The sequence below is a fragment of the Paenibacillus diazotrophicus genome, assembly GCF_042610465.1.
In genome coordinates, this window is the sequence record NZ_JBGJZN010000001.1 from 1,192,077 (window position 1) to 1,212,584 (window position 20,508).

Consider the following 20,508-nt stretch of genomic DNA (forward strand, 5'->3'; position numbering starts at 1 on the left):
TCTGCCTGCTTGAAAGCAATCAATTTCATTGACAAATTCCTGCGTAAATCGTGGAAATTGCTCACAATGAGTATTTTAACGGTTTTGCCGTCAGAAGTGAACCCCCGCGCACTGCTACTCCTCCAAAACACAAGGCACCCCATAAGCGGGATGCCCTGACCTGCGTGAAGTTCGGTTGTTTCACCATTCAAGCATATTGAGTTCTCTTGTCAACACCAGAAGCCTGGCTTTGCATGCCGCTATACGTTCCGTATCCTTGGCCTGAATGGCCTCGTGAAGCTGGTCCAGATACTCATCCACCTCAAGCCTGCGGTCACGGATCCGCTCTTCCCCATCTACAGAGAAGAACAGCTTAGTCAGCTCCTGATCAGAGAGCAGCGGGCCTTTCTGGTAGAGCACCCGCTGTTGATACCCGGAGATTTCCACCAGCCGGATCACTTCGCCGAACAAAATATTTTCAATAATGATCTGGCGGTCACGGAACCGTTTAACGACGGCATGCCCCCGCATATCACCAATCAGCTTCTCCATCCACTCAGACAGGCGCGCATCACGGATCATGTAATCTCCCACCAGTTTGAAGCCTTCCTTAATCCGCTGGAAACGCAGCTTCACAAGCTTGCGGCCGGTGCGCACCGAGATAAGAAAAACTGTTTCATTCTCGCTCCAATAAAGGGAATAGCCTTCCTTAATCAAGTCCTTAATCAGGTCCTGGAGATGCTGTCTGTCAAAGCGCAGCTCCACATTGCAATACTCGACTTCGTCGTTTTTGTTCACGGCACTCCCCCCTCACTGCTTTGTTACAGCAAAGCCAGCTTCATTAGCTTAACTTCGAGCAGAACCGACTGCCGGACCTCAACCTGCCTTATGAAATTTTGCGTTCGTCTTACTCTTATTTTATACTTCATTTTATGTAGCGGTAACTTGGTTTATTGACTATTTTTACCCGCTTTCTGTCATTTTCAAACGCTATTCTCCGGTTTTGCTGCAAATAAATGGTTCTCTCCTCCTAGGGCTCTTATTGAAACTAGAGAGTTGCCCCCAATTACGCGAAAAGCCGCTGCTTCCGGAATCTCCGGCTGCCAGCGGCTTTTGCTATTTCGAAATACGATCTCTAATCACACCTCAGCTTGTCCCGGTCTTCCGTCCGGTTCTGTGGACAATAAGCAAATGCAGCCCGAATAGCAGCACCATAACAAATGCACTAACCAGAAAAGGAGTGCTGTGACCCACTGAATCCCAGAGTTTCCCTGAGATCACGGGACCAGCCACCATACCAGAGCCCTGCAACGTTAGGAAAAGCCCCCATACAGTCCCTCTCTCTCCCTTAGGTACTTGCTTGGCCAGAAAAGCATTCCAGGCCGGAAGAATCAATGCATAACTGATACCTACGAGTGCTACTGCACAGAAGGCGAGCGGCAGCCAGCGCACCTGTGAAAAGAAGGCCAGAGAGCCGGCAGCGAGCAGGAATCCTATATTCAGGAAGATGGTTGTTCCGATCCTGTCCACCAGTTTACCAGCTGGAATCAGTGCCAGAACGGTAATGCCGCCTCCTGCGATCAGCAGCAGACTGAATTGGTTCGGCGTCACATGCAGCTCGGAACGAGCAAACAGGGTGACCACAGGGGTCATGAGACCTATCGCAAATGCCTGCAGAAACAGTGCAGGAAACAGCAGACGGCTGACCTTCAGCGAGGTTCTGACCTGATGCAGTGTTCGCTTTAGACTTTCCAGAGGTTTCATCCGTCCGCGTACGGTTGCCGCTCCCTCATCTCCCAGATCCCGCACAACTGCATGAGGCGTATGAGTTCCAATCCTTGACGGTAACAGCAGGGCAACGGCCGCTACAGCTGCAGCACAGCCCATAAGCACCAGAAAGACCACCCGGTAGCTCTGTCCGCCATGATCCATCATAAAATTGACGACGATGGGGCCAATCCCTGTCCCTGCCAGTGAGGCCATCTCTACCGCACCCATGGCCGCCCCGCTGCTTCCGCTTTTGGTCGAACCGGCCAGCTCAGTAATTCCGGTCATGGTACAAGGCCAGAGCGGCGAGGTGCCAATGCCCAGAATCAGACAAGCAACCGATAACCACACAGCATCTTTGGCATAGATGATCAGTCCAACGGCCACAAGGATCAGCAGCAGAGCCCCTGTCATCGTCCAGCGGTATCCGATGCGTTCCATAACCCAGCCCGACGGGCTGCGGAAAAGATTGTCACCGAGGTATTGCATGGCAAATGCGAAGCCTACTACCGTTACCGAAAGTCCAAGGACATTCTCCATATAAACCGGCAGGAGGGCTACCAGGAGTGACCCTTTTACAAATTCAACCAGAAAGATAATGACCCACATCTCCATAATAAACGGAGAGGCCAAATTGATATGCATACGTTCTGCTACTTTGCCAGACATTTTATCACATCCTAGTATTATGGTGATTGATTTGTTATACTGATGCTTGCTTGAAAAATTACTCTTCATGAAAGGTTGTGACAGCATTAAATGGATCAACACGTAACTCCCCTCTTCACCGCTCTCAAAAAGCATGCCGCCGGAAACCCAGTTCAATTTCATATTCCCGGGCATAAGAAGGGGCTAGGAACCGATGCCGAATTCCGTGAGTTTATCGGCGATAACGCTCTATCCATAGATTTGATCAACATCGCACCGCTTGATGACCTTCATCAGCCTACCGGCGTAATTCTTGAAGCTCAAAAGCTGGCTGCAGAGGCTTTCGGCGCCGACTATACGTATTTTAGCGTACAAGGCACGAGCAATGCCATCATGACTATGATCCTCTCTGTCTGCTCAGAAGGAGATAAAATAATTGTACCGCGCAACATTCACAAATCCGTGATGTCTGCGATTATTTTCTCCGGAGCCAAGCCTGTTTTTGTCTCTCCTGTACAGGATGAGAATCTTGGGATAGACCACGGTATTACTACCAGCGCACTCGAGAAGGCCTTAAAGCGCCATCCCGATGCCAAGGGTGTACTTGTTATTAATCCAACGTATTTTGGCGTGTGTGCCGATCTGCGTTCGATTGTCGACCTGGCCCACAGTTACGGAGTTCCCGTACTGGTGGACGAGGCACATGGAGTATTGATTCATTTTCATGAGGATCTCCCGGTATCGGCTATGCAGGCCGGAGCGGATATGGCGGCAACCAGTGTACACAAGCTGGGCGGCTCGATGACACAGAGCTCGGTGCTCAATCTGAATGCCAAGACCGGCCTGGTCAATCCGCAGCGGGTTCAGACCATTCTCAGCATGCTGACCACAACTTCAACATCATATATTCTGCTGGCATCTCTGGATACCTCTAGACGTAATTTGGCCCTGAACGGCCATGAGATGGCTGCCAGAACCATTGCCCTGTCGAACTATGCACGTGATGCCATTAACAGCATTGAAGGCCTGTACAGCTTCGGCAAAGAAATTCTGGGTACGGAAGCAACGTTCAATCTAGACCCTACCAAGCTGAACATCCATGTGCGCCACCTCGGCATTACCGGTTACGAAACCGAGAACTGGCTGCGCCAGAAATACAACATTGAAGTTGAGCTTAGTGACATGTATAACATTCTTTGCCTGATTACGCCAGGAGATACCCAGGAATCGGTGGACAAGTTGCTTGCCGCACTGAAAGTACTCTCCGCTATTCATTACAGCAAGGGCGAAATCTACGAGCTCAAGGTGCAGGTACCGGAAATTCCACAGCTGGCGCTGATCCCGCGGGATGCGTTCTATGCTGATACTCAACTGGTTCCTTTCCGCGAATCTGCTGGCTATATCATCGCAGAATTCATATACGTATATCCTCCGGGAATTCCAATTCTGCTTCCTGGTGAAGTAATTACCCAGGATAACATCGATTATATCATTGATCATGTGGAAATCGGGCTGCCCGTCAAGGGTCCGGAGGACCGCAGTATCACGAACGTCAAAGTCATTGTGGAGGCGGATCCGATCTCCTGATCGCCTCCCCTTCATACATTGTACATACAAAAACCCGATACTTCTTCAGTATCGGGTTTTTGTATGCAAGCCTCGCAGGTCTTGTCCAATGATCGAGAGGCCCACTTGCTTCATGAAATCTATTCTTGCTGGGCAAGCAGCTCGTTGTAAGCTTCTTCTACAGCTTTCCATTCAGCTTCATCTTCAATGTTGTACAGCACCATTTCTTCATCTTCTTCTTCCATACGCAGAATGATGCCGTCAGCTTCAGGGTTTTCGCGTTCCAGCAGCAATGCATATAACTTCTCGCCTACGTCGAACGTTTCCACCAGCACCATTTCTACATCTTCGCCCTGCTCGTTCGTCAAGGTCAGCACAAACTCCTCGTGCTCATGGTCGTGATCATGTCCGCAACCGCATGCTTCACCATGTTCATGGCCATGCTCATGTTTGTGATCGCTCATTGTAATACCTCACTTTGAATAGAATTATCCTACATTTGGTATCGTAACACGTAAGATAAGCAAGGTCAATTTGAGCGGGCCCTGAATGGATTAATCCAGCGCAGTGATTACCTTCTCTGACACAAGTACATAATCCGCGCCTTTGGAAGGTTTGATATAGAAGCCTACCCGGTATTTCCCGGCAGCCTTGAAATCATAGGTGAACTCTGAAGTTGGAAACCAGAAGTCCTCTTTCCTCGAGCTCCCCAGTTCCTGGGCCTGGATGTCCTTCACGTTGCCCGACGGGTCTGTGATCGCAACCTTTACCGCCGCAACATCCTCGGTCAGACTATCTACCTGGGTCAGTACCTTGATCTTAAGCTTGCCTACGTTCACATTGCCAAAGACGTTATCCCCTTTAAAAAGAGCAATATGCACATTGGGCTTCAGGATACTCAGTCTCCCCGAACCATCCCAACTGACAACGCCTCCCGCCTCTCTGGCCGGAATATAGGCTTTACCGTCAATCAAGTAACCGCCGTCCGATATTTCTTTGCCGTTGCTCCAGACTCTGATCTTCTGATTAACAGCATCCGCAAACAATAATGAACCGCCCATTAAGGAAAATACAACCACGCACAGTGCTATTTTTCTCCATCTCATCCCTAGAGACCCTCCAAGTAATTCATGCTGTTAATATATACTGTGAAAATTACGACAAGTTGCGGAATGACAGGGAATTATTTCATTCTATTTGTGAAGAATGATACGATAGGATAAATAGAATGGTTATCAATTCCTGGAGGGCTTTTTACCATGACAATGAACTTACAAATGCTGGGCACAGGAGATGCCTTTTCCAAAAACTACTATAATAATAACGCGCTGCTGCAGGTCAATGACTATACCCTGCTTATCGACTGCGGAGTAACCGCACCCAAAGCTATGAAGGCACTGGGGAAGTCATTCTGTGAAGTGAACGAAACCCTGATTACACACATCCATGGTGATCATATCGGCGGACTGGTGGAGCTGGCCCATACCCTGTACCGGGAATCACACGGTAAAATGAAATTGCTGCTGGCTGAGACTCTGATTGAACCGTTATGGCAGCATCCACTGCTTCATCAACTTCATCAGGAGGGCAACCGCTCCCTATCCGATGTGTTTGATATCCGGCCGCTTACAGCAGGGATTCCCCATTCCTTGTCACCCTCACTAACCGTGGAGCTGATCCGCACACCGCATATCCCCGGAAAAGACAGCTATTCACTCCTGCTGAATGAGCAGGTTTTTTACAGTGCGGATCTGACCTTTCAGTCTGAGCTTCTGCTCCGCCTTGTCCAGGAACGCGGGGTAACCACCATCCTGCATGATTGCCAGCTGCGTGGACAAGGGCAGGTTCATACTACCCTCAAAGAGCTGATGTCCCTGCCGGAAGAAGTAAGGAAGCTGATTTTGCTGATGCATTACAGCGATGAGAAGCCTGGCTTTGAAGGCCTGACGGGAGAAATGGAATTTTTGGAACAACAGAGGCTCTATAGATTTTGATGGATTGGGACATACAAAAACAGCCGGACAGTAGCGTCAATGCACGCCTGTCCGGCTGTTTTTATCTATACCGCCTTAAAATTGCGGAAGCTGATCCAGATTGTTAGTGGGGTCGCCGTCCGCATCCCCGCGGATATACATCTCGCCGTCTTTGCCTTTAAACACATTCACTCCGGCAATGGCGCCTGCCTGAACCTCCTGCAGCGCCTGCTGATAATCAAGCACCCGTCCTGAAGAGGTCTGGAAGCTGGTTAAATCTCCGTCTCCGTTACGCTGAGCCGCAATAAACCGTTCGCGTGTACTGTTACTGTTCATTTGAAAGCTGCTCCTTCGCATTTGGATTGTCCATGGTCAAAATCAACCATAGTTTGTCCTCCCAAGCCAAAGAGTATGTATCCACTTGCCCGTTTACAACGCCTTTTCCATCCGTACATGCAGGATACCGGCATCATAGAAAGGCTCCGGGGAGATTACTTTGTAGCCCAGCTTCATATAAAAATCTTCTGCATGGCACTGGGCGTCCAGAATAGAGGTTTCCAGACCAACCTCCCGGGCCAGCTCCTCCAGCGCCAGTAAAAGAATCCTTCCGTACCCCTTGCTGCGGTAAGCTTTAAGGACGGCTATCCGCTGCATTTTGGCCGCACCGGATTTATAATAGATCAGTCTTCCGGTCGCTACCGGAATCCCTTCATCCACAAGAAGCATATGATGGGCGTTGTCACCCACTACATCATATTCATCCACTTCCTCTTCCATGGGAACCTTCTGTTCTTCTACAAATACTTTCTTGCGGATATCCAGCCCCATTTGGAGTTGTTCCTCTGTAGTTACTCGGACAATTTCTGCTGCCATAGCCTATTGGATCTCCTCTCCATAGATCAAAAATGATAGTTGACCCATTATACAGAAATTCCATTTTTCTGTACAGCGCAAGAAAGATGGCCTTCGAGCACCTCTATTGCGTGGAATAGACATCTTCCGGGATGGAAAGACCATATACATCCTCTAGTACCGGCGACAATGTGCTGTCTGTCCGGTCTAATGGACCTTCCAGATCAGACATCCGATGGAGCTCCATCACGCCGGGAGCCTCATCTCTAGCCGTGCATCCCGCCATTCCCACCAGCACCAGCAAGCAGAATACAGCTTCCACCATTAATCTTCTGCGCATAAGCATACTCCTCCTATCCTTTAGCTTTTTACAGCTTTGACGGTTTGGAGTGCTGTTAAACAGGGGATCACAGATTTACATTTCCCACTACATGCACCAGGTACATCAGAATGCCGATACAACCCGCAAGCGCAAAATAGGCTGCACCGAATTTCCAGCGTGAGCTGGCCGGTACCTCATAATATTTATCGTTCTCAAACACCGTATACTGGACCTCGCACTGTGCACTTAGGTGCAGTCCGTTCTCTGCCGTCACCTGGTCAAGCCCGGTCAGTCTGACCTTCTCAATAATGCACTGTACAGGAAGTCTGGCGGTTCCGTAATAATCCAGGCTTTCGTAGCGGATGCCGATATATTGCTCCCGCTCCAGATCACTGTAGGTGGTGAACGGCAAATCCCGTTTATGCTCAGGTCCTGGAATCAGATACCCTTGTTCCTGCAAATGCTCTACAGGAATCAGAAATCTGTACATAACCGTCCTCACCTGGCTGTTCTTGCGCCGGCTGATATATTTCTTGTACATATCATAGGCAAACAGCACCCAGATAATCAGGAACAGGATCGACTTCAGGTACAGAATCACGCCCAAACCGCCAATCAGCCCCACCAGCCAGAGCCAGCGCGTAACCGCAGTCGCAATACGCCCCCCATCCAGTGGATGGATCGGCAGCAGATTCAGAAGGTTGAGGAGAAATCCGATATAGGCCAGTGAATACAACAGCGGACTGTGATAATAATAGGCGAATGCAAAGACAACAGCCGCCCCTGCGCTGCCCAAAAGAGGACCGCCAAAGGCTACATAAGCTTCCATTTTTGCGTCAAGCGGTTGTTTTTTCATGGTGATTAAAGCTCCCAAAAAAGGGATAAATAGCGGAGCACTGACCGGCAGACCGATCCTCTTAGCGGCGATCACATGTCCAAGCTCATGGATAAACAGTAGCAGGACAAAGCCGATGGCGAATTGCCAAGGATAGATTAGTGCATAAGCCCCTACGGAAACCATCATGGATATGAGCGGTCCGGCGATTTTTCCCAGCTTCAAAAGAGACAGTATCGCCTTTCCTTTCAGGAGCAGCATGGCTGCCCCGCCTCCCAGCCACTTCAGTCCGCCCGAAGCTTTTTTCTTGTGTTCATTAGGCTCTGGCAAATTCTTTGCTCCTTTTTCGTCGTTTGATTCCAGATTATCATGTTGACGGCAGCGATTCCACTATTGCGGAGGGAGCGGGATTTAACCGGGGACTCTATTATTATAGAAGAAACGGGATGGTGATTGCATGAAAGAGACCCTCCCAAATCTATTCACTTCCATTTATTAGCTACATGATCCTCACCTGTATAATAATCCACCTGGCTCTCAGCCATATAGACTTCTTCGTAAGGCAAAATGTTGATCTTCCCGGAATCCGGGTATTCGCAAATATCGATCCCAAGGTTCGTACGCAAATCCAAATATCTGCAAGGGGCATCAGAATGATTAAACAACTGATGCGCCCCATTCGGACCCGTCTCAAAAAACACAGTATCGCCTTCCTGTACTTCCTGGTACCCTGCAGGTGTTCTAAGTGTGGCTCGGCCCGACAAGATCACAAAGATCTCCTCAGCACTTCTGTGAAAATGATACGGATACGAATACTTCCCTGGATCTAGCGACCTGATCTCAAAGAGCAGATGCTTCGACCCTGCCAGCTCCGCGAGCTTCCTGCTTGTATACCAGGAAAACTCTGGGAGCGGGGACTGTTTTTGCTCCATCATAATATTCTGTTCATTAAAAATAGTAGCCATCGCAATCTCTCCTTAACCTAGAATATCCCCAGCATATCACAATGGAATAATATTCTAATCCCAAAATCGTTTACTCCCCCGAAAAAAATATTGCCTTCATCTTACATCCTGTGGTATTATAAATTTCGTTGCAGGACGGTAGCTCAGCGGGAGAGCACTATCTTGACAGGGTAGGGGTCATGGGTTCGAACCCCATCCGTCCTATACGTAGAAAGCCTTGATTATCAAGGCTTTTCTTTTTGTCTGCTATTCGATACAAACTGTAAAATATATAATTGGTGCCATTTTGGTGCCCTGTAGTAGGCTAAAGTAAAAGTGGTGCCATAATCGGCACCACTATTTTTTGTTATCCCTCCAGCCATTTGAGAAAGACATCCTTAGATACCTTGATCATTCGGCCAACACGGACGATATGAAATTGATTGGAGTTAAGGAGCTCATAGGTTTGCCTCTCCCCTATATCTAATATTTGCTGAATATCCCTAGCATTGAGTACTGAAGGAAAATCTGCAGTACTCTTATATTGAATATCACTCACCTTGCTCACTCTCCTTTTCTACAACCAAATTCAAATCTAGGGCTAACTTATAAAATGCCTTCCAGCGTATTTTACTGTATGTGCCCGAACTTATCGGAGGCTGGAACTTGAAGCAGTAAACTTTTTCATGAGTAATATAATCGTGCTCCGTAGTCATATATCGCTCTTTAATAAGGAACCCTTCCATCTTTGGCATTCGGTTTACCACTCGTTCGATCCTATCACAGAAATTAACACGTTGGCTTGGGTATCTACATTGAAAATCGCTATGTTAGCTGTCTGGTCACTTGTTGTGCCAGTGTACCCCTTAGGGGAATCGGACCAAGCTGTTGTGGTGTTCGCCTCGCGTTCCTCGAAAGATAAGAACTTATATATCCTATACTTTTCTAGAGCCGCTTCAACAGCAGCCTACGTCCTCTCTCTATCTATCTCAGGCAGGAAGCTCTGTTGCACCTGCTATCACCTCGCTGTAAAGGATTCCCCGACCGAAGCCGGGGAGTGTGCTTATTTAGAACGGCAGGTCGTCAGAGTCACACTCAGGAATATCTGGGCCTTTAGCGTCGTCTGGGTATTGCTTGCCTGGATCTTCTGGTTGGTCTTCATCGGAATCAGTAGCGTCAGGAGACGAATTCGGCAGAGATCAATCTCATCGCCCACATCTTCAGTTCCTTTAATCTCAAATTTCAGAATTTCCTTCTTGTCGTCCTTCTGCAACGACTTAAACAGCACATTCATTGTAGTTTTCATATATAATTGCTCCTCTCGGGTTTGGGTTTATGAAAAAGTAACTACTACAGCAAGAGCTAACATGCCAGCGATACAGATCCCGGCTATGTGCATGCTTCCTTCTTTGTTGCGGTCTATTTCTGCGATAGTGCCAGCGAATGAAATAATGACGATTATTGCGATTATGATCTTAACCCACATGGTCCTCTCACCCCTTAATAGATTCGTGTTGCCGTGTATCTTCGTACTGTTCATCATCTAACGGAGTCATTTCTCTCAAAAGAAAATAAAGTTATAATCTGTCGAAGGAATAGGAACGGGCAGAATAGCTCAAATAATGATACACTCGCCATTAAGAGGAATTTTTATAATAGGGGTGATTGATAGTGAATAAGACCAATGTTATGGCGTATTTCAGGTTATATGGAGACCATTTTCCGATAACTGAAGCTACGCAATTATTGGGTATCGAACCAACCAAGTCGTATAACAAAGGAGAAGTTATTGTCAGACTGACGAATGACAATATGACTTCTCACACCGTTAATTACAGAAAAATAACGGCTTGGGAACTTAGTTCAGGCTACCAAGAATCGTATGATGTTAAGGTACAATTGGACCATATTTTAGAAGCGCTAAAAAATAAAACAGCGATAATAAATCATTTAAAAACGAAGTATAATCTCGATTGTCTAATCTCAATAGTGATAAAGATAGAAAATGGTTTCACGCCAGGTTTTCATCTTGATACTCAGCAGATTGAATTCGCAAATAGCATAAAAGCAGAATTTGATTTTGATTTGTATGCAAACCCATATACAAGCGACTCTAACACTTGAAAGCTAATAATTAGCTAATTGCTGTTGCACTAACAGGAAGCGGGAAACGCGAATTAAATAAACCAACATTAGTTTAAGACTTAATTTTTTTAAGACAGCTGTTATTTTTTATATTGGATCCATAAAAACCAAATATTGGAATTCGCTAGTGATTAGTTTGCGTCTACTCCACCCTGTCCTGTAATAATGTGAGATACGCTGCCTCTGCATATGCCATCAGTGCCGCCCGCGCTGCCGGGTCTTTGGCTGGCTTAAGCAAAGTTATTGTCCGTCTGCTTCTTTGCTTTTTTCCCGGTTGATGATCTGATATTTGTTATAGAGTCCTTTGTCTTGATCGCTCATTGCTTATCAGCTCCTTTATAGGGAATAAATCCGTGAACTATTGCACTTGCCCTCATCCTCGGACATGTTATTATTTGGTTACTGGAGGTGCGTAAGTGAGAAATGAATGGGTAAGAACTGTGCTGTCAATAACATCCGCTTTACTCGCGTTTTTTGTTATCCTTAAAATTAATAGGGATAAAGAAAAGAATAAAGATAAATAACTTGGGTAGAGGGTAATTAACCCTCTACCTTTGTAACTACAATGCAATCTGAATCAACCTGATCAGAAATGCCTTTGAAATAAGGACTTTCCGCAGATACCTTGCCGTCAGGCCAGAGCTTGCCTTTGCAAACATCGCCTTTGAAAAACACCTTTCGGAAATGCCCCCAATCCTCCCAATAAACGTCTTTGACGACTTCAAATTCGCAAGGCTTTGATTTACGTGACATCGTTTATCTCTCCTTATAGGGGATACACCAGCCCCTTTAAATAATTGCTGCTATTTGGTTGCCTTCGGCTGCTACAGGACCAATGGACACCAGCGTTTAGCTGTTTTAATAGTTAGAGGGCTTTCGTAATTCATCGCCCCAAATCCTACGAAAGTGTTATCTGTTACTGCATTCGCTTCTGGATGTTGGCAATAGTATTTCATTCCGCCTAGGCGATTCTGTTGCGTCAGCATCCTGCCGTACTGCTTGCAGAAATTACAATATTTACACTGCATTTTCTTGACCTTCACTCCTTTGATCGCCATTTATAGCCCGGATAGTCTCTTTCAAATATGAACTTCCGCAGCTGTTCGTTGGTCTGCTTCTCAATTTCCTCAGCCTTCAGGATGCTTGGCTTCCCTTGGTCTTCAGCGAATCCGACATAATCACGGGTAATCTTCATCAAGTCATACCGAGGGAAACGCCGTAGCAAGTCGCGGATCTCTCGGATGTCAGCTGCGGAAGCTTTGTCATAGACTGAACTCCATCTGTCCCGCAGCAGGCTTGTATCTCTCCAGGGATAGCGCCCGGCCAGAGCCGACACACATATGCGGGAGGTTTGCCCGGACCAGTGCAGCTGCGAAAGGCGGCGGTACGGCGTTTCCACAGCGGGCGACCTGGGCACTCTTGGAATACTTTTGCCCGTCAGCATCAACATCAATAATGGGAAATCGACTTTAGGAGGAATGGAACTTGAACAAACGGAACAGATCGTTTCAAAGATATTGTGGTTTTCGATTTTGCCGTCATTGTGTGCGCGACGATTGTAAAATGGATTGGCCCAGCATTGGTCAGGATGAGCCGGAGCTACTACAACCCCTTCACACCACAGTAAAAACTCGATTAGAAGCATAAAAAAAAGCCCGCCGACCAATTAAGGTTGACAGGTTTTTACCGGTGCTTTGGATCCGTGTAACAAGACATTTTCATTCTTGGGGCGATAATAAATAATTTTATTTAGTAGAGTATTCATCGACGCTAAAGGTTAAAATTTTATCAAAAATCACATATTCTTTACGAGTTGTAAAAGGTCCCTTATTGTTATTATGTCTATCAATAGCAAACTTAGCCGGTCCATTTCCTGCATCCCGCGCATCGTACCAATTAAGGAAAGCGTTAATTTCTTCCATACTAAGGTCAAACTCTTTTTCAAGACCTGTGTTCATCGTTACAACAAGAATGGCTCGATCACCTGTTTGTTGTCCTGGTGTTGGTGTTGGTTTTCCGGAGGGCTCAGGAGTTGCCGTCGGTTCAACCGTTGGTGTTACTGTTGGTTCTGGTGCAACGGTAGATGTTGGCCATGGCGATGCACTAGATATTGGTGTTATTGTTGGTTCAGGGCCTATTGGAGTTGCAGAAGCTTCATTCGAATAATCAGATGATAAGCCATTTACAATTGCATTGACTACAAAGTAGTATTTTGTCCCATTGGTTAATCCGGGAATAACAAAATTACCATAATCGTCTTTTGTTGCAACTACCGTTTTATTGTACACTCCTGACTCAGTTCCTATTTTAACATTATAGGCTGATGCGTTTTCAACGGGGCTCCATGTAAGTGCAACCTGCTCATTTCCGGCGTGTGCTATTAAATTCATAGGGTCTTTAATATTTATAAACTTTCCGTCACTATCAATATCTATTGCATCTATTTGCATGTAGCCGTTTGCGTTATTAGTGATAATAACAGAGTGATATCCTAATTCTAAGTTATCTTTTTGATAAACTATTGCCTGATTAACTTCTGGCATACTTTTTGCCGAGTATATTTCCGTTACTCCATCAATTGTAATACTATTACTCGCAGAACGGTTTTCATGAAGAACATCTATAATTCGAATTTTAGTCCCATAAAAATTAAACTTGAGATATGCTCCAGTCTTTGTTGTAAAGTGAGCCGATCCATTGTATAAAGTGTACCCGCTTCTGACGTATTTAGTTATCCCCCAATTGCTTGAATATGTAGCATTTACATCATTGTCATCAATACGCATCCAGCCTTCTTCAGGTTGTGTAAGTGCGCTACCCACAGTTGCTGCATTTGCATTTGATTGATAAGAAAAAAATGACATAACCAATACTAAAACCAAAAATAATTTTGACTCTGTCCTCATCCATCTCTTCACCAAATCCATCTCCTTCAATATGTATACTTCAAGCCTATACTAAAAAAGGGCGAACAAACAGTCTGTTATTCGACAAAAAATTACATTACACTTAAGGGTTCTTTAGGAAGTAATTGGACTATTATAGAATTTAAGTAACTTCCAGGCGCGTAGAGCTGATAGGGTCAAGCAGCTCACAACTATGCTAACAGCCTATTACACCATCCTTAGCATCCTGAATTATAAAGGCCAGGACCTTACAGGTTTGCCGCTGTTGCGCCGCAAAAGATACTGCAGGATTATCCCTCCCTTCCGGCATTTTTGGTATAGTGCGTATGTGGAAGGCGCTGGTGAGGCGTTTTTTAATCAGATTGAGACACTGAGCATGGAGGGTGTCGTAGGCAAGCGTAAGAACAGTATCTACGAATTCGGCCGAAGGTCTCACGCTTGGCAAAAGGTATATGTAGAGATTTATATCACGGGATATCGTAAGCATGAATTTGGGTGGCTTGCTGTGGTGCCTGATCCACACGGCAAGCTACGCCCTGCGGGAATTATCGAGCTTGGGGCATCGCCTCTGCATAAGCAGGCTTTTCGAGGAGTAGCCTAACAACTTATGAAGGGTGAAGACAAAGAGTTTGTACATCTTGAACCCCGACTACGAGCATAGGTGAGAATAAGGAAATGGACCAAATCCGACATGCTTCGGAGTCCGGTGTTTACAGAATTCATAATTTAAAAAGAGCCTCCTAGGTTTATTCCTGTGACGGCTCTTCTACTTGTTCAATGAATATCGTTTGGCTGTACCCCGAAATGACTACAAAGCTTATCCAAGACCCCAGCTCTTACTTCCATTTAATTGGTTTGAGAGTTTACACAATATATTTTACAGACCCGGAGAAATCAATATGAAATTTACCGAACGTCTTTACTTAAATAATCACATCCTAACCACTCGATACAAATTGAAGAACTCCAATTACTGTAAGAATAATAAAAATCCCAATTATAATGCTCAGTGTGATCCATACAAATCTCCGGGGTCCAATAGCAGATGATTGCTCTAGTCTCGTAATTCGTTCTTCAAGCTCGTGTACCCTTTTCTCTGGATCATGATCGTTCATAGGATTCCCTCCAAGGATTGAATTACCTAATATCGGCACTTAATTCCATTATATTCAATTTGTCCCTTTATGTATATTGAAGCAAATAAAATCCTATAGTCTTCTACCTCTATAAAAAAGCCGCCCATCATGGATGGGTCGGCTTTTCAAATTAATTACTATTGTCTTATTCTGAGGACGTCTTGAGGCGCTCTACCCGTGCTTTGAATGACGGAAATTTCCGAGTTTGTAAGGTTGCGTCCTACCAGAATAAACGAGGATGTGACGTTGTTAAAGTTGAAATTACCCAAGTTCGCTACGCTTTGGCTGCCGCGGAATACACGGAAGGACCCCTGAAAATTAAAACCTGAGAATAATACAAGTGTTACTTGGGAGCTCTGCACAACATTTCTGAGCCGGAAACTCGAGAGAACATTGTTAAACCGAAACGCTCTAAGATCACGAACCGCAACGCCCCCACGTCTGAAGATAATCCTGCGAGCGGTAAAATTGGTTCCAGACCAGAGAGTAAGACGTACATCACTGTTTGCCATCTATATCACTCCTTTTCTTGGGATGATATAGTCTATTACTAACTTCAAAGAATGGTATAAGCCAAATACACTGTACTAAACGTTTGTTTTTCAAGGTTATGTAACAGGTACGATCTATTTCAAATAATCTTTTAGCACCGCCCCAATCTCGGCTGTATACCGGGTCAACCTTAAGCTTATCTCTGTGCGCATCACATCACGGGTCAGGCCAAAGCGCTCCTGATATCCCCGGCAAAAGATTTTGTAATACAGCAGGAATTCCTCCTGTTCATCCGCCAGCACCCTGATATTCCGCTGCTTGAGCTCTTTTTGCAACTGGTAGGTATCCTGCATGACCCGCCGCTGAATGGCTTGCGCAGCCATCAAATAGACGCGCTTGAGGATATTGCTGGAGTGCTCGATCTCCTTCAGGCTCTTGCCAACCATTGTATCTATGTAAGGAAGCAAAATAAGGTCACGCACCATCGTCCGCTCTTCGATCGTTATCATTTTATCTCCGGGACTACGCTGCTGCTCCTCGTACTGCTCCACATGCTCCGTCATAATCATCTTTGTTTTCCAGCGTTCATTGCCTTCAAGCTTGCTCATTTATAATGCCCTCCAATCTGTTCAGCTCTCTCCAGGGCAACTCCGGATTCAAGTAATGAGGAAGCCCTGATGAGGGCCTGATTACCATACCGGGCTTTAATTCCGTCGATGGCCCGTTCCTTATTGTAAGAGCGGACCCGGTCATCGAACAGTGTAAGCTGGATTACACCGTCGTCTGAGAGTCGGGACAACGTTACGGCTAGACGTCCTACAGGCAGCCCCGTCCAATGGTCCACGAACAATTTTAGCGCCGCTGCTGCGACTTCATGCGTCAATGATGAAGGCTCGGGCAATGTCATCTGACGCTCGTAAGCGTGCGAGTGCTCTCCATCCGTCTCCAAGACTGAAACAGAGACCACAGCCCCCATGTAACGATACCGCCGTGCCCGCTGGCACACCTCAATGACGAGTTCAAGCAGCACCACTTCGATATCCGTAAGCCGGGTGTATAAATTCCAGCGCAAAGCCTTGCCATGCCCTACTGACTTAATCTGATGGCGTATCCCTGTAACCACAGGGCTAGGATCAAGGCCACGTGCCGTTTGCCAATAATATTCCGCCTGGATATCACTTTGCTTGCCCATAGTAATCCGCATTCGCTGCTTAAAATCCGGCAGCTCCATACGGGCTATGTCTCCGATGGTAGATATACCCATGCGCCAAAAATTCCTGGTCATCCTGGACGCCACCATAAACATATCCTGGACCGGCAGTTTCCACAGAGTGGACTCTAATTGGTCAAAGGTAAGCTCATATATCCCGTCTTTCATCTTTTTGGCATAGTTATCTGTCGCCATTTTGGCCATCACTTTAGTAGATCCAATGCCTACACGGGTCCAGACCCCTGTCGACAGCAAAACATGGTGCTGGATTTTTTGAATCATATTTTGCAGCGATCCCCCAAAATAAGCGATTGAGCCTGTGACATCCAGGAACTGCTCGTCGATGCTATAGGGTTCCACCAAATCGGTATATGTCCGATAGATTTCTGATATCAACAGCGAGACCTTAATGTAAGTTCCCATACGGGGGCGTATGACGGTTAGCCCGGGGCATTTGGTCATAGCTTCCCCCACTCGTGATGCCGTCGTTACTCCCTGAGCTTTGGCAATGGGGCAGGCTGCCAGCACAATGCCGTTCATACGGGTAGGGTCTCCTATTGCAACAGGTTTATCCCGGTATTCGGGATGGGCTGCTTTTTCGACGCTGGCATAAAAGGACTGGCAGTCGGACAGTAAAATAACGCGGTTCTTAGGCATAGCGCTTCTCCTCTACCGGCTGCCAGGCCAGAATATTGGCCATGATAAATACGCGGGGTGCTCCGGCAGTAAGACAATGAGCCCGAAGCCGCCCGTCCCTGATTCCCACAACCTCGATTTTCCGCTGAGATATTTTCCCCGACTTATCCATATATACAATTTCAATAATTTGACCGTCTCGAATCTGCATAAGATCCGCCTCCAAAACAGGAACATTTGTTTGTATTATAACCGCCACACAGATTTTTAAGCAATGGTAAAATAGAACAAACGTTCCTAATTTACAGAAATCACCTAACTATCATGGTCATAGGCCGGCGGCTTTCTTAAAAGGGGTGAATGGGGATTCGGCTGAAAGCCGCGTAAATCCCTCTTGGTTTTAACCCCCCGGGGGGGGATATAATTAACTCGAATAAATCCAAATTTACAGGAGAATTATTATGCCGGAAGCAGTAATCATCAAAGACACCGAGTATAAACAAAAAATAAAAATAATCTTAGCACTTGCTGTACCTGCCATGATCGAGAACTTCCTGCAGACGATTGTAGGGTTTGTAGACACTCTTTTTGTTGCGAAGCTTGGTTTGGATGACGTTGCCGCTGTTGGTGTGTCCAATGCCATTGTGGCGGTCTATATTGCTGTTTTCATGGCTATTGAGTGGGAACTTCCTCATTGATTGCCAGAAGCGTTAGTGCGGGCCACATCGACCAAGCAAAGGCAGTCGCCCGGCAGTCCGCATGGATTTCTGCTATTGCAGGCATCTTGTTCGGTCTCGTTACTCTCTTCTTCGCGGAACCGTTATTGCGTCTGATGGGAGCTGAAGCAAATGTCATACAGCAAGGAGTTGTATATTTCCGGATCGTAGCTGTACCTTCTGTTTTCCTGGCCAGTCGGCATTTGGATTAATCTTATTCATATTGTGCTGGATTATGTGCTCATTTTTGGTCTTTGGGATTGGAGCGGAGGGGGAATCGCTGGCGCGGCCTGGGCAACATCAATCGTGCGGGTTATCGGTACTATAGCGTTGTACCTTTATATTCGTAAGTCCAAGCTTTCATTTTCTATCTGGAAAGGCTCTGGAAGCGGGGTTACCATCCCGTTGTTAAAGCTTTCCGGTCCTGCTGCAGCGGAAAGGTTAATCATGCGACATCATTCACATGGTCACGACAGCCCTTCGAATAGATGCTTTTGCCCAGCCATTCCTTGCTGTCGGGCTTGTACATGCCGGGGCGTTACAGGGTGCTGGAGACACCAAAAGCCCAATGTATAGTACAACAATCGGGATGTGGCTGATTCGAGTCGTGGGTGTGTATGTATCAGATTCAGAAGACATATGCATGCGGGCCAAGACCGAGCTTAATAACCCCCCTATCAAATACCCTGCCAATTCTGGCAGGGTACAGAGGTTGTGTAACATTCATTTTATAATGACAGCTAAATTTATTTGTAGTATGAAGTAGTCAATGGAATAAATACGGAGGAGCCGTCTTTCACATCTCCGGTTACATAAAGTTTACTTACTCCCGCAATGTTCACTTCTATCGTTATGAGTCCCTCCTGGGCCGTAATGTTCTGTTTCTTAAGCACCGTGTCGGTATCACTGTCGATAATGGAGAAGTCTTTAATATCATCGCCTATAGCTGCAACCTGGAGGTACAGCTTTTGATATTTTTTATCAGGGTAGAGCATAAAGGAAGAGCCACGGGTTCCATTGCCGTTATCGAAATGGACATCTTTATAATCTTTGTCTTTATACACCGTTTTGTCCGGATCTTTCGTATGATAGGATGAATCAAATCCGGCGGCAATAGATACACCCTCCGTTTGTTCGCCTAACAATATGGTGTTGGCTGCAGCATCAAAATTAACGGTAACCCCCAGCAGGTCAGACACCGCTCTCACAGGTAAGTACGTTGTATTCTTATAACTTATTGGAGCTACGACTGCACCGCTGCTGTTCTTAAGCTGGACAGGCTGGCCATCGACCTTAAATTTGATTCCGGGATTGAGGAAAGCTTTGATCTCTTGCAGGTTAGCACCGGCGTATACACCCGTCCCCATGCCTCCAAGCACAGCAAAAACAGTCAGCGCGGCCGTCAACTTCTTTTTCAATTCATCAAAACCCCTTTCCGTTATTTCAAATTTTAATATCTCTATTGGAGTATAATGAATCTTCCCATCGTATGCAATATTTTCCGGCTCTCCCCTTTTCTCGGCTGTAATAAAATCCAATATATGGTACGATCAATCTGGAGGTAGATAGTGATGGGTGTCTTTTACTGGGCTTTTTTGGTTATAGGAATAATCACTACCGGTGGTTTGATAGGTACCAAGAGACGCAGGTGATTCCTTGTACTGTATACGAACAATTACCACAATAGGCTATTATGGGATGATCTCCTCATCAGGCCAACCAAAAAATCCGCCAGCTTAAGGCTGACGGAGGGTACCTGTCGTTGCAGTGCAGATGCTTACAGCAGAATAGTTCTCGAGATGATTACCAACAAAATAAACAAAACCAGGATTGCACTGGTAGAGGTAAATGCGCCATATCCGCCACCGTATCCGCCAACATTTTCACCCATAATGTGTAATTCCTCCTTAATGTAGAGTACAGCTTAGAGTATGCGAATCGCCCCCATGTGCTTGGGCATAACTGCAAGAACTTGCTTCCGCGATTGGTGATTTCAAATAATAACAAAGATGTAACCTTAATAACTGTTAAGGATTGCCAAGGTGGTTTAAGTAATTAGTACATAGAGTTGTGAGATAGAAGTAAGGGAAGTGAAAGATCAATGAAGAAAAAAGATATTCAGCTTGCCCTCGTTGCCAGCATGTGTCAGCGTGTCCTTCTGGTGAGCGGAGAAATCTATACCGGAAAATGTGAAATCGATCCGGCTTCCGATGTGTTGGAGATCATAACGAATGAGGGGCGGCTTAAACTCCCCTACTGGACCATAAAACGTTTCGTAAGGCTGTAACCCCTGAGGTGAAATTCATGAGTAAATCCAAACATTCAGATCAAACAATCGTCTCATTTTTGCTCGGTCTGGCTTCTTTGTTGATTATCGCCTT

The 20,508-nt window shown here is 46.1% G+C and carries 27 protein-coding genes, 1 tRNA gene and 2 pseudogenes; 9 read left to right on the forward strand and 21 right to left on the reverse strand.

What is annotated here, in order from left to right:
- Positions 1-180: 180 nt before the first annotated feature.
- Both ACAN54_RS05335 and ACAN54_RS05340 read right to left on the reverse strand, forming a co-directional pair.
- Complete coding sequence (locus tag ACAN54_RS05335; protein ID WP_379153303.1) at positions 181-777, reverse strand: hypothetical protein; 597 nt, start codon at positions 775-777, stop codon at positions 181-183.
- A gap of 348 nt (positions 778-1,125) precedes the next feature.
- Positions 1,126-2,415, reverse strand: coding sequence for an MFS transporter (locus tag ACAN54_RS05340; protein WP_379153305.1), 1,290 nt, complete (start codon positions 2,413-2,415; stop codon positions 1,126-1,128).
- A gap of 90 nt (positions 2,416-2,505) precedes the next feature.
- On the opposite strand from ACAN54_RS05340, the gene ACAN54_RS05345 reads away from it, so the two are divergent.
- Positions 2,506-3,981: an aminotransferase class I/II-fold pyridoxal phosphate-dependent enzyme gene (locus tag ACAN54_RS05345; RefSeq protein WP_379153307.1), complete on the forward strand. Its 1,476-nt coding sequence runs from the start codon at positions 2,506-2,508 to the stop codon at positions 3,979-3,981.
- Positions 3,982-4,100: 119 nt separating this feature from the next.
- Here the strand turns inward: ACAN54_RS05345 and ACAN54_RS05350 are convergent, their stop codons facing one another.
- Together ACAN54_RS05350 and ACAN54_RS05355 are read right to left on the reverse strand one after the other, a co-directional pair.
- Positions 4,101-4,424: a DUF1292 domain-containing protein gene (locus ACAN54_RS05350; protein WP_019911532.1), complete on the reverse strand. Its 324-nt coding sequence runs from the start codon at positions 4,422-4,424 to the stop codon at positions 4,101-4,103.
- A gap of 90 nt (positions 4,425-4,514) precedes the next feature.
- A complete protein-coding gene (locus tag ACAN54_RS05355; protein WP_379153309.1) occupies positions 4,515-5,066 on the reverse strand; it encodes a copper amine oxidase in 552 nt (183 codons plus the stop codon).
- A 153-nt stretch (positions 5,067-5,219) separates the two neighbouring features.
- Between ACAN54_RS05355 and ACAN54_RS05360 the strand changes: the two genes are divergently transcribed.
- Complete coding sequence (locus ACAN54_RS05360; RefSeq protein WP_379153311.1) at positions 5,220-5,954, forward strand: MBL fold metallo-hydrolase; 735 nt, start codon at positions 5,220-5,222, stop codon at positions 5,952-5,954.
- Positions 5,955-6,029: 75 nt separating this feature from the next.
- Here ACAN54_RS05360 and ACAN54_RS05365 read toward each other — a convergent pair whose 3' ends face one another.
- The 5 genes from ACAN54_RS05365 to ACAN54_RS05385 all read right to left on the reverse strand — a co-directional run bounded on the left by ACAN54_RS05365 (position 6,030) and on the right by ACAN54_RS05385 (position 8,907).
- Entirely contained in the window at positions 6,030-6,269 is a 240-nt protein-coding gene (locus tag ACAN54_RS05365; protein ID WP_379153313.1) for a DUF3892 domain-containing protein, read from the reverse strand.
- Between the two features lie 93 nt (positions 6,270-6,362).
- The gene (locus ACAN54_RS05370) at positions 6,363-6,806 is read right to left on the reverse strand and encodes a GNAT family N-acetyltransferase (protein ID WP_379153315.1); all 444 of its coding nucleotides are present in this window, start codon (positions 6,804-6,806) and stop codon (positions 6,363-6,365) included.
- Between the two features lie 103 nt (positions 6,807-6,909).
- Positions 6,910-7,125 carry a hypothetical protein gene (locus ACAN54_RS05375; RefSeq protein ID WP_379153318.1) on the reverse strand — a complete coding sequence of 72 codons (216 nt, stop codon included), beginning with the start codon at positions 7,123-7,125 and terminating at the stop codon, positions 6,910-6,912.
- 67 nt (positions 7,126-7,192) lie between these two features.
- Entirely contained in the window at positions 7,193-8,272 is a 1,080-nt protein-coding gene (locus tag ACAN54_RS05380) for a site-2 protease family protein (protein ID WP_379153320.1), read from the reverse strand.
- Between the two features lie 152 nt (positions 8,273-8,424).
- Positions 8,425-8,907 (reverse strand): cupin domain-containing protein, encoded by a 483-nt coding sequence (locus tag ACAN54_RS05385; RefSeq protein ID WP_379153322.1) that lies wholly within the window; start codon positions 8,905-8,907, stop codon positions 8,425-8,427.
- Positions 8,908-9,039: 132 nt separating this feature from the next.
- Here ACAN54_RS05385 and ACAN54_RS05390 point away from each other — a divergent pair.
- A tRNA-Val gene (locus ACAN54_RS05390) sits at positions 9,040-9,111 on the forward strand.
- Positions 9,112-9,253: 142 nt separating this feature from the next.
- Here ACAN54_RS05390 and ACAN54_RS05395 read toward each other — a convergent pair.
- Together ACAN54_RS05395 and ACAN54_RS05400 are read right to left on the reverse strand one after the other, a co-directional pair.
- Positions 9,254-9,445 carry a helix-turn-helix domain-containing protein gene (locus ACAN54_RS05395; RefSeq protein WP_379153324.1) on the reverse strand — a complete coding sequence of 64 codons (192 nt, stop codon included), beginning with the start codon at positions 9,443-9,445 and terminating at the stop codon, positions 9,254-9,256.
- Positions 9,446-9,949: 504 nt separating this feature from the next.
- Positions 9,950-10,192, reverse strand: a complete 243-nt coding sequence (locus ACAN54_RS05400; RefSeq protein WP_379153326.1) for a hypothetical protein — start codon at positions 10,190-10,192, stop codon at positions 9,950-9,952.
- Between the two features lie 383 nt (positions 10,193-10,575).
- Between ACAN54_RS05400 and ACAN54_RS05405 the strand changes: the two genes are divergently transcribed.
- Positions 10,576-11,010, forward strand: coding sequence for a DUF4279 domain-containing protein (locus ACAN54_RS05405; protein WP_379154190.1), 435 nt, complete (start codon positions 10,576-10,578; stop codon positions 11,008-11,010).
- Between the two features lie 561 nt (positions 11,011-11,571).
- Here ACAN54_RS05405 and ACAN54_RS05410 read toward each other — a convergent pair.
- The 3 genes and pseudogenes from ACAN54_RS05410 to ACAN54_RS05420 form a co-directional block, all read right to left on the reverse strand.
- The gene (locus ACAN54_RS05410) at positions 11,572-11,784 is read right to left on the reverse strand and encodes a hypothetical protein (protein WP_379153328.1); all 213 of its coding nucleotides are present in this window, start codon (positions 11,782-11,784) and stop codon (positions 11,572-11,574) included.
- A gap of 509 nt (positions 11,785-12,293) precedes the next feature.
- Positions 12,294-12,488: pseudogene (locus ACAN54_RS05415) on the reverse strand (DNA cytosine methyltransferase); the annotation flags it as partial.
- Positions 12,489-12,776: 288 nt separating this feature from the next.
- Entirely contained in the window at positions 12,777-13,949 is a 1,173-nt protein-coding gene (locus ACAN54_RS05420) for a fibronectin type III domain-containing protein (protein ID WP_379153330.1), read from the reverse strand.
- 160 nt (positions 13,950-14,109) lie between these two features.
- Here ACAN54_RS05420 and ACAN54_RS05425 point away from each other — a divergent pair.
- A pseudogene (locus ACAN54_RS05425) lies at positions 14,110-14,538 on the forward strand (ATP-dependent DNA ligase); the annotation flags it as partial.
- Between the two features lie 173 nt (positions 14,539-14,711).
- Here ACAN54_RS05425 and ACAN54_RS05430 read toward each other — a convergent pair.
- From ACAN54_RS05430 to ACAN54_RS05450, 5 genes are all read right to left on the reverse strand, one after another.
- A complete protein-coding gene (locus ACAN54_RS05430) occupies positions 14,712-14,783 on the reverse strand; it encodes a helix-turn-helix domain-containing protein (protein WP_379154193.1) in 72 nt (23 codons plus the stop codon).
- Between the two features lie 92 nt (positions 14,784-14,875).
- The gene (locus ACAN54_RS05435) at positions 14,876-15,052 is read right to left on the reverse strand and encodes a hypothetical protein (protein ID WP_379153332.1); all 177 of its coding nucleotides are present in this window, start codon (positions 15,050-15,052) and stop codon (positions 14,876-14,878) included.
- Positions 15,053-15,699: 647 nt separating this feature from the next.
- Positions 15,700-16,173: a YhjD family protein gene (locus ACAN54_RS05440; protein ID WP_379153334.1), complete on the reverse strand. Its 474-nt coding sequence runs from the start codon at positions 16,171-16,173 to the stop codon at positions 15,700-15,702.
- Positions 16,170-17,432 (reverse strand): DNA polymerase IV, encoded by a 1,263-nt coding sequence (locus ACAN54_RS05445; protein ID WP_379153336.1) that lies wholly within the window; start codon positions 17,430-17,432, stop codon positions 16,170-16,172. Before ACAN54_RS05445 ends, ACAN54_RS05440 begins: the two co-directional genes overlap by 4 nt.
- Entirely contained in the window at positions 17,425-17,622 is a 198-nt protein-coding gene (locus ACAN54_RS05450) for a hypothetical protein (RefSeq protein WP_379153338.1), read from the reverse strand. The genes ACAN54_RS05445 and ACAN54_RS05450 overlap by 8 nt, the downstream gene beginning before the upstream one ends.
- Before the next feature lie 250 nt (positions 17,623-17,872).
- Here ACAN54_RS05450 and ACAN54_RS05455 point away from each other — a divergent pair, with 250 nt between their 5' ends.
- The 3 genes from ACAN54_RS05455 to ACAN54_RS05465 all read left to right on the forward strand — a co-directional run bounded on the left by ACAN54_RS05455 (position 17,873) and on the right by ACAN54_RS05465 (position 18,893).
- The gene (locus ACAN54_RS05455; protein ID WP_379153340.1) at positions 17,873-18,109 is read left to right on the forward strand and encodes an MATE family efflux transporter; all 237 of its coding nucleotides are present in this window, start codon (positions 17,873-17,875) and stop codon (positions 18,107-18,109) included.
- Positions 18,106-18,339, forward strand: a complete 234-nt coding sequence (locus ACAN54_RS05460; RefSeq protein WP_379153342.1) for an MATE family efflux transporter — start codon at positions 18,106-18,108, stop codon at positions 18,337-18,339. Before ACAN54_RS05455 ends, ACAN54_RS05460 begins: the two co-directional genes overlap by 4 nt.
- A 251-nt stretch (positions 18,340-18,590) precedes the next feature.
- The gene (locus ACAN54_RS05465) at positions 18,591-18,893 is read left to right on the forward strand and encodes an MATE family efflux transporter (protein ID WP_379153344.1); all 303 of its coding nucleotides are present in this window, start codon (positions 18,591-18,593) and stop codon (positions 18,891-18,893) included.
- Here ACAN54_RS05465 and ACAN54_RS05470 read toward each other — a convergent pair.
- Together ACAN54_RS05470 and ACAN54_RS05475 are read right to left on the reverse strand one after the other, a co-directional pair.
- Positions 18,874-19,545, reverse strand: a complete 672-nt coding sequence (locus ACAN54_RS05470; RefSeq protein WP_379153346.1) for a stalk domain-containing protein — start codon at positions 19,543-19,545, stop codon at positions 18,874-18,876. The genes ACAN54_RS05465 and ACAN54_RS05470 overlap by 20 nt on opposite strands.
- A 359-nt stretch (positions 19,546-19,904) precedes the next feature.
- Positions 19,905-20,018, reverse strand: coding sequence for a YjcZ family sporulation protein (locus ACAN54_RS05475; protein WP_379153348.1), 114 nt, complete (start codon positions 20,016-20,018; stop codon positions 19,905-19,907).
- A gap of 210 nt (positions 20,019-20,228) precedes the next feature.
- Between ACAN54_RS05475 and ACAN54_RS05480 the strand changes: the two genes are divergently transcribed.
- Complete coding sequence (locus tag ACAN54_RS05480) at positions 20,229-20,414, forward strand: hypothetical protein (protein ID WP_379153350.1); 186 nt, start codon at positions 20,229-20,231, stop codon at positions 20,412-20,414.
- The last annotated feature ends 94 nt before the right edge of the window (positions 20,415-20,508 follow it).